Below are 15,130 nucleotides of genomic sequence, written 5' to 3'. Positions count from 1 at the left end.
CGGACGGGAGATCCTGCGCGCCGGCTGACCGATGGTAATGTGGAATACATTGGCCGGGTTGACCGGCAACTGAAGATCCGTGGCAACCGCGTAGAACCTGGTGAAATAGAATACGCGATGCTGGCGGCTCCCGGTATATCCGACGCTTGTGTGGTATTCAGGGAAGATATTTTATGTGGCTATTATACCAGTGCAACAGCAGTGGAAGAATCCTTTTTGAGGGCTTACCTGTCCGGGGAACTGGCAGATTATATGGTGCCTGGTGTGTTAATGCGCCTGGATTCGTTTCCGCTAACAGGTAGCGGAAAAAAAGACGTACAGGCGTTACCGTCGCCACTGTCGTTTACCGACAACCTGTTCCGCGCCCCTTCGGGAGAAACCGAGCAGCAGGTAGCTGCTGTGTGGGCTGCTACACTGGGCAGGGAGCAGATCGGGGCAACAGCAAACTTTTTCTCACTGGGTGGCGATTCCATTAAGGCCATACAGGTAATGTCACGCTTACGCAGCCAGGGATACAGCGTAAGCATGAAGAACATTTTTGATTATCCGACAGTAGAAGGATTGGCGCAGCAGGTGCGCAAGGTAACAGGAGAGGCAACACAGGAGACCATTACAGGCAGGGATTCACAGGGCCCGCCACAATTTACTTACGGGGAATTGTCGCAGGAAAATATCGGTAACATTTGCAAAAAGTACCCGGTAGATGACCTGTACCGGCTGAGTGGTATACAGGAAGGAATGCTTTTTCACTGGTTGTATGATCCGCATTCCAATGCTTATTTCCAACAGTTTTCCTACCTGTTAAAAGGAAGCATAGATCGGGACAGGATGTGGGATACTTTGCACCGGCTGGTTGAAAAGCATGACAGCCTGAGAACTGTTTTTCTTTATAAGGGTTTGCAACAACCGGTTCAGGCAGTGCTGACAACATTGCCGCCATTGATCAGTTTCCGGGATGTGAGTGCGCAGGTAGTCCTGGAAGGAAAGCGGAAAGTAGTGGAGCAATACCGGCAGGCCGACCGGCGGCAGCCTTTTGTGCCGGATAGCGGGCCGCTGATCAGATTCGCATTGTTACAGCTGGCAACAGACCAATATGAGCTGATATGGTCGTTTCATCATATTATCATGGACGGATGGTGCATTAACCTGTTGGTGAAAGATTTCCTGGACATATATCAGCAATACGGAAAATTGACAGCGCCGGAAACCGATACCCCACAGTATAAAAATTATCTTAACTGGCTGGACAAAGGAAATAAAGAAGAGATGCGGTCATTCTGGAAAGCCTATTTTGAAGGATATTCAACAAACAGTTCCTCCATTCTTTCCGCATATGCAGACCTGCCCTGCGGAAAAGAAGAACAATCCTGCCGGCACCTGGTAGTCAGTACGGAACAATCGGTTCAATTAAAATCCCTTTGCCGCAAAATGCAGCTGACACCCAGTATGGTAATACAGGCGTTATGGGGTATACTACTGGGCAAGTATGGTAACTGCGGGGATGTAGTTTTCGGCCTGGTCGTATCGGGCCGTCCCCCGGAACTCCCGCAGGCAGACGTCATTGTTGGGTTGTTTATCAATACAGTTCCCTTAAGAATTACCTTTAACAATAACATGTCCTTTGCTGCACTGTTTGAAGCAGTAAAAAAGCAGGCGGGAGATATCACGCTTTATCAGTATACTCCGCTGCCGGAAATCCGGGAGATGATATCCGCCGGTACAGCGCCTATGTTTGATCATACCCTTGTGTTTGAAGATTTTGGTTATCAGCTTCCCGCTGATTGGAAGGAAGCAGGTTTTGAAATGCTGGCCGGAGAACTGTTTGAGCAAACTAATTATATGCTCGACGTTAGCGTTCATACAGTAAATGAGATCTCCTTTAAGTTCACTTATGATCCATCACAACTAACAGACAGTTTGGTGAAGAACCTGATATCAGACTTGTCTGGCCTGATTGATAAAGTAATTGAGAATCCTCAACAGCCTGTCGGGGATTTTCGTGCAGGTAATGGTAGTGCTGAGAAGCATTCAAACCTGTTTTCGGATATACGTTTCTGATCTGTTCAACTTCTAATAAGTTTATTATGCAGCAGTATGATTACAGTAGCTTTCACTATTGTGAAGCGCCCTCTATTGTTTCCGGCAGCATTCCCGGTGAAAATTCACGGGTTCTTCTTGATAAGCAGGAACAGTATGAAAGTAATAACAGAAGTTATCCCCGTTCAATGCCGGTAGCTTTCCGTTCATCTATGGGATCTGTTATAGAAGATGTGGACGGCAACCGTTTCCTGGATTTTTTCTCCGGCTGTGGAGTGGTAAACCTTGGGCATAATAACCCCGTGATTATGGAAGGGATGCAACAGCAGATGGATAAGGTAATACATGCACTTGATTTTCCCACTGAAATTAAGATCGCCTTCATGGAAAACCTGAATGCCATGTTGCCTGATTCATTGCGGGATAAGGTAAAGTTTAATTTTTGCGGCCCTACCGGGGCAGACGCTGTGGAGGCTGCCATTAAAATTGCGAAGATCAACACCAAAAGAGATTCCATATTTTCTTTCCAGGGTGCTTTCCATGGAATGACCGCAGCCGCCTTGAGCGTAACCAGTAACGATTACAACAGGAAGCAGCTGAAGGCCCATGGCGGACAAGTCAGCTTTTTCCCATACAGCTACTGTTACCGCTGTCCATTTGGTAAAAAAGCAGACAGCTGCAAACTGGAATGCGCTCGGTTCCTGAGAAATGCACTGGAAAATCCGGGCTCTGGTGTGGATACGCCCTGTGCCATCATTATTGAGCCTATACAGGGAGAAGGAGGAACCATTATACCACGTGAAGGATACCTGGAAGAAGTAGTTAAGATTGGTAATGACCATCATATTCCGGTCATTTTTGACGAAATACAGGTTGGGTTTTACCGCTCTGGTAAGCTGTTCTCTTTTGAGCATACCAATGCGGTTCCCGATCTGGTGACAGTTTCCAAAGGAATCGGGGGGATAGGGATGCCATTGGCACTTCTATTAATCCGTAAGGAACTGGATATCTGGACGAAAGCCACGCACACCGGCACTTTCAGGGGAAATCAGTTGAGCATTGCAGCCGGTAATGCAGCCCTGCGTTTTGTTCAGGAAACCAATGTACTTGAACATGCCAATGCCGTTGGAGAATATATGCTGGATGCACTCAGGGAAATTCAAAAACGCTCGAAATATATCGGAGAGGTGCGGGGAAGAGGACTGGTGTTTGGATTGGAGTATGTGAAAGATATCAATACAAAGGAACCTTTTACGGAGTTCGTAGGGAAGCTGAGAAACAATTGCCTGCAAAAGGGGCTGTTGTTTGAAACAGGCGGGCATTATGATAACGTGATACGTTTTCTCCCACCGCTCGTAACCACAAAAAATATGGTTGACCGTTTCCTGGATATTTTCGAAAGGGCCAACTATGCCCTGGAACAGGAAATCCAGTAAAACACTTTTTACCAGGTTATTCAACATTGTTTATGAAGAGAGACAGCGATGCAAGACGGACGGAGTTTAAGAACAATATACCCGCCCGTATTTTCTGGAAAAAGATGTTGGGCGATTCGTTCCGTAAATCCGTGCTGGCATTTGATAAACCGCTTGCAGGAGGTGTTCCGGGATATGGGGAATGTGTCATCCCGGTGTTACCCGGACCGGGGCAGGAAATAGCCGCTTTTGCAGGAACAGACCCGTCACGGGTATTTGTACTTTTCCTCACCGGCATCACTTATACGCTGCGTTACTTTATACAGGACGATACGGTAGTAACCGGTGTACCGTCTATGGACGAGGCAAATAATCATCAGGAACCGTTTAATGAATTTATTCCCTTCAGCATAACTATCAACGACAGTGAGTCTTTCAGGACGTTGCTGAATAAGCTGGCAGGCAGGCTTTCCGAAGCGTTGTTATACAAACATTTTCCTGTTGAGATGTTAGCAGAGACGGCAGGAAGCCGCTTATACGATATCATATTCAGTTATGATGACCTGCAAAAGGTGCCATCAGACAGCGTGCCGGAGGTAGGGCTCTTTTTCCGGCTCCGTACAACACCGGCGGGCTTGCAGCTGTTTTTGAGATATGATAAGCTGCATTACAGGGAAGAAAGGATGCAACAGCTGCTGAGGTATGTGCTGAACAGCATCTCCCAGGGTATTCGTTATCCCGACAAATCGCTGTTGACGGTTGATTTTATACTCCCGGAAGAAAAAGATACTATTCTTAACAGGTTCAATCAACAGCCCGAAGCTGCGACCGGCCTGCTGTTCCCGGAGGCATTTCAGCAGCATGCGGAAACAATGCCTGATGCCATTGCCGTTATTCACAAAAACAGGCGTGTAACTTACAGGCAACTGGCACTACTGTCTGATGAGATTGCAGCGGAGCTTACAGCCAGAGGAATACAACAAGGCCATATCGTGATCACCTTTGGTACCAGGAGTATCGAACAGCTGGCCATTATGCTGGCAGTGCTGAAATGCGGTGCTGTATTGAGTGTGCTGGATGCCGAAGGTGCACCCGAACGTACCGGGCGGATCATCGCGGACTCGGGAGCGGCCCTCCTGGTTACAACATCTCATCACCAGGAAACAGCGCAACGTTTCCGTACGATGATTCCCGTGGTATTTATCCTGCCGGAGGAGCTGCCGGTAACAGGTGCTCACATCAGGACTATGGAGCCGCTTTCCCCCCCGATGCCTGCCTACATCGTTTATACCTCCGGAACAACCGGGAAACCCAAAGGAGTTGTGTTAACACATACAGGTCTTCAGAATCACCTGCTCGGTGTATCAGAAGTATTGGGCCTGTCGGCGGCAGATATTTTTGCGCAGACAGCCGCATGTAGTTTCGATATCTTCATCATGCAATACCTCATCGCTCTCTCGGTGGGCGCCACTACACATATTATAGACGATGTAGCTATCATGGATCCTGCGGCGTTCCTGGAGGAGATAGGCCGCGCAGGTACCACCATCACAGAGCTGGTGCCTACTTATATTGAAACGCTGGCAGATTTGGTGGAAAGAGAACCGTTGCTGTTGCCCGCTGGTTTAAAGTGGCTGATCTCCACAGGGGATTCGCTGAGCTTACCAACAGCCCGGAAATGGCTGGAACTTTTTCCCGGAACCCGGATATTGAATGCGTATGGTCCTGCAGAGGCTTCAGACGACGTATGTACGTATACGTTACATCGGGACAATATTGACCGGTATACCCTGATCCCGGTTGGCAAACCATTGCGGAATGTCAGGATGCTGATCCTTGACGGGAAAAAACAGCTTTGTCCTGTAGGTCATCCGGGTACAATATATATCGCCGGTACCGGATTAGGTGCTGGCTATTTGAATGACCCTGTTAAAACAGAAAGGGCATTTTTCAGGTTACACACCATTGAAGATGATTCCTGGAAAGGAATAACCGTTTATAATACCGGGGATATTGGTTATTGGTTGCCCAACGGTAATATCGTATTCTCAGGCAGGCAGGACAATCAGGTAAAGGTAAACGGGGCAAGAATTGAACTGGGTGAAATAGAAAAAGCGCTCGAAGAAGTACCCGGTATTATTGCGGCCAAAGTTATCCCCGGAAATGATGCGATGGACAGAAAATTTATCTGCGCTTATTTTCTGGCAACCAGGCCCCTGCTTCCGGATGATATCCGCGAAGGCCTGAAGGACCTGCTTCCCGGCTATATGCTGCCTTCGGGGTTTGTACAGCTGGACAAATTCCCGGTTACGGCAAACGGAAAAATTGATATCAATGCGCTGCCCGCACCCCGGCAAGCTATGGGCACCATAGGGATGGAGCCGGTAACAGAAGAAGAAAAAGCCGTTCACCGCGCATGGACAGCTGTTTTGGGGATAACGGCGATAGGCGTGCTGGATAATTATTTCATGTTGGGTGGGGATTCCATTAAATCTATCCGGATTGCTTCAAAACTTTACAGTGAAAAATACCGGGTTAGTGTGAAAGAGATCTTCAATCGTCCCACTATCCGCGAATTAGCGGAAGTGCTGGAACCGGTAGCGGATATAATAGAAGATACCACATCGGAATACGGATCCACTGCTGCCTTTATAACTGCCGGACTTCCGCCGGAACAGTTTGCATTTTTGCAACAGCAATATGATGCAGAAGCGATATATCCGCTCAGTCCCATGCAGGAAGGGATGCTTTTCCTGTCATTACTGACACCTGCCTCCGGCGCTTACCTGGAACAGATGTCTTATAGTATAAAGGGTGCGCTTGACAGCCGGATCATTTTGCAATGCCTGCAGGCGCTTGGGAAGAGACATGAAATACTCAGGACCTCTTTTGTACATGAAAACCTTGAAAGGGCAGTACAGGTGGTATTGAAACAACGGGAAATAGATTTTTCCTTTTCTGATCTCACCAGTGAGGATAACCCCGGTGAGATGATACGGATGTTTAAGGAGGCAGACAGAGCAAACGTATTCGACCTGTCGGCTGGTGCATTGATGCGGGTAAAAGTGTTCCGGGTGGCCGATAATAAGTATGAATTTATCTGGTCGCATCACCATATCCTGATGGATGGCTGGTGTATGTCAATTATCGTGGAAGAATTTTCTGCGCTGTATCGCCATTATACCGGTAAGGGGCATTATCTGCCAGCTTCCGTGGTGCCCTACAGGAACTACATAAAATGGCTGTCTCAGCAGCCGCGGGAAGAGGGGCGGGCATTCTGGCAGGAATATCTTTCCGGATATACTAACCAGGTATTCCTGCCGGGACATATCACCAATACGCCCGGGGCATTTGCCCAGCAGGAAATTATATGTGAACTGGATGAATCCCACACTGCTGCTTTGTATCAGCTGGCGAAGGAACATCAGCTTACTATCAGTACGGTTATTCATGTGTTATGGGGAATTTTGCTGGCGAGGTATAATAATGTGGATGATGTGGTGTTCGGATCAGTGGTATCTGGCCGGCCGGCCGCGCTGGCAGGGGCAGCATCGATGCTTGGTTTATTTATAAACACAGTACCGGTCCGGATAAAAACGGAGAGAAGAACATTCAGCCAGCTGCTGGAGTCCACCCGTGATCATTTCCTGGAATCAGAACGTTATCATCATATTGCCCTGCATGAGATACAGGCCCTCAGCCTTTTAAAAACGGAGTTGATTAATCACCTGCTGATATTTGAAAACTATCCTTTGCTATCGGCGGAAAACGATCCGGATGAAACAGCGGATGACTACCAGGTGTTTGGCGTAGAAGCTTTTGAGCAAACCAATTATGACCTCACTTTTACGGTGGTACCGGGTAGCAGATTGCGCTTTGAATGGGCTGTTAATACATATGCCTACAGGGAGAAGGAGATCGGCAAAGTGGCTTCGCATCTATGCATGCTGATAAGTGAGGTACTAAAACATCCTGATGGTTTTGTCAGTGATTTTTCTTTGTTGTCTGCCGGTGAAAAAGAGCAGATGCTGGCGTTGTCAACAGGAGAACACCGGCAGTACGGAAATGGAATGTTGGTGCAGGAAATATTTGAGGAACAGGTAAATCTTCATGGAGATAAAACCGCGCTGGTTTTTGAAAGCAAGCGCCTTACCTACCAGGAGCTTAATATACGGGTAAATCAACTGGCGCATTATCTCCGGGAAAAGGGAGTACAGCGGAACCGGGTTGTGGGCATCTGCGCCGGCAGATCAATAGAGATGGTGATTGCCGTACTGGCTGTAATAAAATCAGGCGGCGCTTATCTTCCGGTTGATGCAGATTATCCTGCTGAACGGGTTAGCTACCTGCTGAAAGACAGCAAAGCGGATGTTTTGCTGACAGATCAGGTGTCACCACCTTTTGAAGGAATGACCATAGAATTGGGAGACCTGCACCTGGAGGGGTATCCTGCGGATAATCCATTGCCTGTAAACACCATCGATGATCTTCTGTATGTGATATATACTTCCGGTTCAACCGGGTTGCCAAAGGGCGCGATGATCCCGCAACGGCCTTTCATCAATGCCACATACGCCTGGCGGGAATGTTACCAGTTATCCGCAGCAAAAACTTCCCTGTTGCAGATGGCAGGTTTTTCTTTCGATGTTTTTTCCGGAGATATTGCCAGGGCCTTGTTGAATGGCGGAAAGATGGTGATTTGTCCGGCGGCAGCGCGACTGGATGTGGAGCATTTGTACCGGCTGATACGGGATGAGGGTATCAGCCTGTTTGAGGCTACGCCGGCATTAATTGTTCCGTTGATGGACTATGTGATGGAACAGGATCTTGATATTGCTTCCCTGCGGTTACTGATTTTCGGGGCAGACATCTGCCGGGTAGATCAGTTCAACCGGATAAAGTCCCGTTACGGGAACAGGCTGCGGATCCTTAATTCCTATGGCGTTACCGAAGCCACTATTGATACCAGTTACTTTGAAGGAGAACCGCAACTATCGGCAGTGAATGGACAGGTTCCGATCGGACGGCCTATGCCTAACATGCGGACTTATGTACTGGACCAGCACCTGCAGCTGCTGCCGGTGGGAATGACCGGGGAATTGTTTATCGGCGGTGCAGGCATAGGCAACGGGTACCTGGGAAGAGAAGAACTTACTGCTGCAAGGTTTGTGAATGATCCGTTTAATCCAGGCGCCAAAATGTACAGAACGGGTGACCGCTGCAAATGGCAGGAAGACGGTAACCTGCTTTTCCTGGGAAGAGATGATGACCAGGTAAAGATACGCGGACACAGGATAGCTACAGGAGAGATTGAAAGTTTGCTGATGAAATACGGGGGAGTAACGGATGTTGTTATTGTAGCAACAGAAACGGCAGGTGCTGCCGGAAACTTGTGCGCATACTATGTGGCCGGCAAAAAAACAGAACCCGCTGTTTTGCGTGGCTGGTTGGCAGACAGGCTGCCAGCCTATATGGTCCCTGATCATTTTGTGCATCTTCATCAAATGCCTTTAACACCCAATGGCAAAGTAGATAGAAAGAACCTGCCCGCTCCCGTAGGCAATACGCGCTACGAAGGCCGTTTGCCTGCCGGGCAACTGGAAACACAGGTTACAGCTATATGGGCAGCCGTATTACAACGACACCCTGATGAAATCAGGGTTACTGATAATTTTTTTGAGATAGGGGGCGATTCCATTAAAATCATGCACATCAGGAATAAACTGATTAAAACGATATCGAAGAAGATCGCTGTTGTGAAATTCTTTGAACTGCCCACTATTGAAACATTCTGCGCAGGGCTACAGTCGGAAACTGTGCCGGAAACCGCGGATGCTTTGGAAGAAAGTGCACTGGGGATGCTCACAGAAACATTAAAACTGGTAGGAAATGATGAATGAAAAAAGAGACAACGTATATAGTGGGCTTGAACTGGCAATTGTAGGAATGAGTGTCAGGTTTCCCGGAGCAGCCGATTACCACGAATTTTGGGATAACCTGGCTAACGGGGTGGAATCTGTATCCTTTGCCACAAAAGAAGAGATAAACAGCTCTCCCGAATACCGGCAGATGGCTAAAAGCAGCAGTTTTGTTCCCTGTAAGGGAGGCGTATTGCCAGACAAAGGAGGTTTTGATGCCGCTTTTTTTGGCTACCAGCCGAAAGAGGCAGAACTGATGGATCCCCAGATCAGGATATTCCATGAGGTAACATGGGCTGCCCTGGAAGACGCCGGATACCCGCCGGGATTATATTCCGGACGTATCGGTGTTTTTGCAGGAGCAAATTCCAGTTATTACTGGGAAGTGCTCACGGAGGCATCCGGCAAACTGGCGGAGTTCGGGAAGTTTGAGGGTAGCCAGCTGAATACCAAAGATTCCATGGCTAAGTTGTTGTCGTACAAATTTAATCTTACTGGTCCCAGCTGGATGATACATACCAATTGTTCTACCTCGCTGGTGGCAGTACATCAGGCATGCAGGTCTCTGCTGTTGGGAGAATGTGAGATGGCAGTGGCAGGTGGGGTTGGCATTGTGTATAACGATGAACTGGGGTATCTGTACCAGGATGGTATGATAGCTTCTCCGGACGGACATTGTAAAGCTTTTGATGTTGAGGCGGGTGGTACCGTGGGCGGTGAAGGATGTGGGGTGATTGTATTGAAACCACTGAAAAAGGCGCTCGCTGACAACGATCATATACATGCGATCATCAAGGGAAGCGCCGTCAATAATGATGGTAATCTGAAAGTAGGATATACTGCGCCGAGTGTAAAAGGTCAGTATGCGGTTATCCGGTCGGCGCTTTCATTCAGCAAAGTATCTCCCGCCAGCATTACTTATGTGGAAACGCATGGTACTGCCACTAAGCTGGGGGATTCGATAGAAGTGGCTGCGTTAAAAAAAGCGTATGGCTATGATCGTCAGACACCCTGCGCTATCGGATCAGTTAAAACCAATATCGGGCATCTGGACAGTGCAGCAGGCATTGCCGGCCTGGTTAAAACAGTACTTTGCCTGCAACACGGGAAATTAGTACCCAGTCTGCATTTTAACCAGCTGAATCCTGAAATTGAAATGGACGATGCTGATATTTATGTCTGCAACCAGCTAACAGCGTGGGAACGCCGGGAAGGCGTGTTGAGGGCCGGCGTCAGCTCATTTGGTATCGGAGGCACCAATGCCCACGTCATTTTGGAAGAACCGCCGGCAAAAACTGAAAGGAAACAGGAAACGGCCGCTCATGTGCTGCTGATATCTGCGAAATCTGCCGCAGCACTAGACGCCTCCACTACACGGCTTGTTGAGTTTATCAGGCGAAATCCTGCCGCTGATATCAGGGATCTTGCTTTTACGCTTCAAACAGGCAGAACAACTTTTCCCTACAAACGTATGGTGCTTTGCCAATCCGGTGAGGAAGCGGTATCATTTATTGAAACGCAGCATCCGCAATATGTACGGACACATTATAGCCAGGAAAAGAAAAAGCTGGTTTTCCTGTTCCCCGGTCAGGGTGCCCAGTATCTGAATATGGCTGCCGGACTTTATCAGCATAACACATTTTTTGCGGGTGAGATGGACAAATGTGCGGCCATTGTTAGGAAGACCGGGGGAGATGATGTATTGGGCGTGCTTTTCGGAAGTGATGAAGCAGCGATCACAGCTACTATCCATGCACAACCCCTGCTGTTTATTGTTGAATACGCGCTGGCAAGATTGCTGATAAGGTACACAGGGGAGCCATCTGCCATGATAGGACATAGTTTGGGCGAATTAGTGGCGGCCTGTCTCTCAGGTGTTATGGAACTGGAGGATGCTTTAAAGATAGTTGTGCGCAGGGGACAGGTAATGCAGGAAGTATCTCACGGGGCCATGCTAAGTATTTTGCTCCCGGAAGAACAATTGTTACCACTTTTGACCGGCTTTCAGCTGAACATTGCGGCAGTAAATACACAAGACCTCTGCGTGGTATCCGGCGAAGAAGAGGAGATCAGCGCTTTTGAAAGTATGCTGACTGCAATGGGTTATCCCGCTTCAAGGCTGCCCACTTCCCATGCGTCTCACTCAGCCATGATGAGCGCTGCAGTACCTGTCTTTGAAAAATTCCTGGAAGATATTGATCTCAAAAATCCACGCATTCCTTTTATTTCAAGCGTTACCGGCAGCTGGATTGAAGATGGCATGGCTACCTCGGCGCAGTACTGGGGCCAGCATATCCTGGCTACCGTCCGTTTTAAAAATGGGGTTGACACACTATTGAAAGATGAACAGTGCATTTTTGTGGAGGTTGGCCCCGGTAACGCACTGTCTGCATTTATAAGAGGACATGAATCCCGCAAACCATCGCAACAGGTGGTGAACCTGCTCAGACATCCTAAAGACACAATGGAAGACGAAATGTACCTGTCAGATAAAATCGGACAGCTGTGGCTTTACGGTGTAGCGGTAGACTGGACCGTATTGCATGAAAATGCAATGGTAAAAAGGGTGCCGCTGCCTGCCTATCCCTTTGAGCACAAGCGCTATTGGGTGGATGAAGATCCTTTTGAACTATATACTGCTGCCTCAGGAGATCAGCGCCTGAGAGTGAATGACTGGTTTAATTATCCTGCCTGGCAACAAAGCCAGTCATCAGGCGCCCATAACAGTGAAGCAGGAACATGGATTACCTTTATCGCAGATCCCCTGCTGGCAGACAGTCTACAGCTATCGCCCGGGAACTGTATACAGGTTTCAGAAGGCCCGGCTTTTGCTACAGGTAACGATGGTAACCTGGTAATAAACCCACATAATGTGAACGACTGGGAGCGGTTAATGGACCGGGTGAATGACATGACACAACAACCAGTGGGCTTTATATACAGCGCAGACGCCGGCCGCGGGTATTATGACCTGCTGTACCTGTGTAAAGCAGTGGGCCGGCTGAAAAATCATCACCGTATACCCCTGAAAGTATTACTGCCTGAAGTGCATAGGGTAACCGGCACGGAAAGGATCTCCCCGGATAAATCCGCCATAGCCGCTGCTATAAGGGTCATACAACAGGAATTTCCTTCGCTGGTTTGCCAACTGATTGACATCGATGGAATATATCCGGCCACATGCCGGACCCTTCGCCGCGAGCTGGAACTCAATACCAACGACAGGATAGTGGCTATACGGAATGGGGTGCGGTGGACACTCGGGTTCCGGAGCGCCGGTATAAACAGGAATCAGGCAGCAGTGCTGGTAAAACCGGATGGCGTTTATGTTATCACTGGCGGCACCGGAACAGTGGGCCTGAGACATGCCCGTTTCCTGCTAAGTTACCCCGGTACAAAAGTAGTGATCCTCGGGAGAAGGGAATTGAGCCGCGAAACACCGGGAAATGCACATCAGCCGGCCGACCGGCAATTGCTGGAAGCGTTTGATCAACTGGATCCCGCAGGTGATCGCCTGTATTACCGCAGGGCAGATGTAGGGAACTATGCTTCACTAAAACATTGCCTGGATGATTGCATAGCGGTATTAGGACAGATAGACGGTATCATCCATGCTGCGGCATTATCTAATGATAAGTCTACTGAAACAGGCATTGTATCCCTGTCGGGAAAAGATATAGATACCCAGTTCTATGCAAAAGTACAGGGCGCGAAAAATATTGCCGCCATCACCAGGGAGATACCGGTTGATTTCGTACTGGCAACTTCATCGCTTTCCGCTTTCCTCGGAGGTGTCGGCTTTTATGCTTATGCCGCTTCCAATGCCATGCTGGATACTTTGGCCGTATTGGAAAATGACAGGGGAACCACCCGCTGGATAACCGTTAACTGGGACGGATGGAGCGAAACGCCGGACGATGGATTGATAGACGATCAGGAGGCGATGGAAGCCCTGTCCCTGGTACTATCTGATATAGCGCCTGATCAGCTTACGGTATCGCTAACCAGCCTGCAGGCCCGGATACGGAAATGGATCGATACGGATTTCTCAGCAACTGAAAACAACAGCGCCCCCGATATAGATATAGATAATGAAAACATCAGACCGCAAATGACCGTTTCTTATAAGGCGCCCGTTTCTGAACTGCAGAAACAACTGGCGGACATTTGGTCTGAAGCATTCGGATACCGGAAAATTGGTATTGATGATGACTTCTTTGAGCTGGGAGGAAATTCACTGAAGATGTTAATGCTGATAGCCAGGATTCAAAAGAAGCTGTCTGCCAGCGTATCAGTAGATTTCTTCTTTAAGAATCCCACTATATCCCGTATCAGCGATTATATTGACAAGGATGAAGAGGTGGCTTATAAAGCTATACCCAAAGCGGAAAAGCGGGAGTATTACCGCCTCTCATCGGCCCAGCAGAAACAGTTTATTCTGCAACAGATAAACGATAACAGTACAGCATACAATGAAACACAGGTATTCCGGGTTTTGGGCCCGCTCGATGCTAAAGAGATAGAAAGGGCCGTTAATCTGATCACAGACCGGCATGAAATACTGCGAACACGGATAACGCTGCTGAATGAACAGCCGGTGCAGTGGATAACAAATACGGAGATATTCACGGTTGCAGTCAGTGAAATTGAGGAACAGTATATAGAAAAAGAAATCGAAAAATTTATCCGGCCATTCAACCTGGCACATCCTCCTTTTCTTAGAATTGGTGTTTTCTATCTGAAAGAAAAGAAAGAAGAAACCATCCTGGTGGTGGATATGCATCACCTGATTACGGATGAAGTTTCCTTTGGGAATTTTGTAAAAGAACTACAACTGGTAATATCCGGTCAGCCCCTGCCGCCACTGGATATCCAGTATAAAGACTATGCTATGTGGCAGGGAGCCATGAGGCATACCAGAACCATGGAAGCCCGCAGGCAATTCTGGATGCAGCTGTTTGAAGGCAGTTTGCCCGTATTGGATTTACCATACGATTTTCCTCGTCCGGCGTTAAAAACCTATCTCGGAGAGAGAATTTATTTTGCGCTGGATAGCGAAGAAAATCAGGCGTTGCTGGCGTTTTGTGAGAAATCAGGGTATACATTGTATATGTTCACACTGGCGGTTTATACCGTACTCCTTTCGAAATTGAGTGGCAATGATGATATTATTCTGGGCTCTCCGGTTTCGGGAAGGGATAAACTGGAAATGCAGGGCCTGATCGGCATGTTTGTCAATACACTGCCGCTTAGGTTGCAGCTGAAGCGTGAACAAACATTTTTATCTTTTTTAGAGACGGTGAAGGAGGTAGTGATCAGTGTTTTTCAACACCAGGACTATCCTTTCGAGCAGCTCATTGAAGACCTGGCGGTTCGCAGAACGCCCGACAGAAATCCGCTTTTTGATGTATGGTTTGTATTGCAGAATGTGGAAAGTGAAGAAGTAGGGCTGGCCGGCCTGGCAATAACGCCGTATAATTATAATTACGCTTCCTCCAAATGGGATCTGACATTGCAGGCAAGTCAATATGGCGGACAGATTGATTTTATGATCGAATATAACCTGGCATTGTTCCGGAGAGAAACGGCCACGGCATTCAGCACTTATTACCTGAAGATGATAAGGGAAATACTGGTTAACCCGGGTATCTGTATTGATGCCATCAATCCCCTGCAAACAACCTATCAGGACGCCCTCGCTGAAGAAGTGCAGCAGGCGTTGGACAATCTTAGTTTTTAGCAGTCAATTAAACTGAACAT

The 15,130-nt window shown here is 48.1% G+C and carries 4 protein-coding genes; all 4 read left to right on the top strand.

The genetic code is table 11. The features are described from left to right. On the top strand, nucleotides 1-2,058 hold a 2,058-nt coding region (locus tag VN105_RS00435), incomplete at its 5' end, for a condensation domain-containing protein (RefSeq protein ID WP_325636836.1). A 26-nt stretch (nucleotides 2,059-2,084) separates the two neighbouring features. Further along, nucleotides 2,085-3,473: an aspartate aminotransferase family protein gene (locus tag VN105_RS00430; RefSeq protein ID WP_325636834.1), complete on the top strand. Its 1,389-nt coding sequence runs from the start codon at nucleotides 2,085-2,087 to the stop codon at nucleotides 3,471-3,473. A 32-nt stretch (nucleotides 3,474-3,505) separates the two neighbouring features. After that, nucleotides 3,506-9,352: a non-ribosomal peptide synthetase gene (locus VN105_RS00425; RefSeq protein WP_325636832.1), complete on the top strand. Its 5,847-nt coding sequence runs from the start codon at nucleotides 3,506-3,508 to the stop codon at nucleotides 9,350-9,352. After that, nucleotides 9,342-15,110 carry an SDR family NAD(P)-dependent oxidoreductase gene (locus VN105_RS00420; protein ID WP_325636830.1) on the top strand — a complete coding sequence of 1,923 codons (5,769 nt, stop codon included), beginning with the start codon at nucleotides 9,342-9,344 and terminating at the stop codon, nucleotides 15,108-15,110. The genes VN105_RS00425 and VN105_RS00420 overlap by 11 nt, the downstream gene beginning before the upstream one ends. Nucleotides 15,111-15,130 lie beyond the last annotated feature (20 nt).

The sequence above is a fragment of the Chitinophaga sp. genome, assembly GCF_035564935.1.
Classification (GTDB): domain Bacteria; phylum Bacteroidota; class Bacteroidia; order Chitinophagales; family Chitinophagaceae; genus Chitinophaga.
Note: the sequence above shows the minus strand (reverse complement) of the source record. Positions and strands in the feature narration are given on the sequence as shown.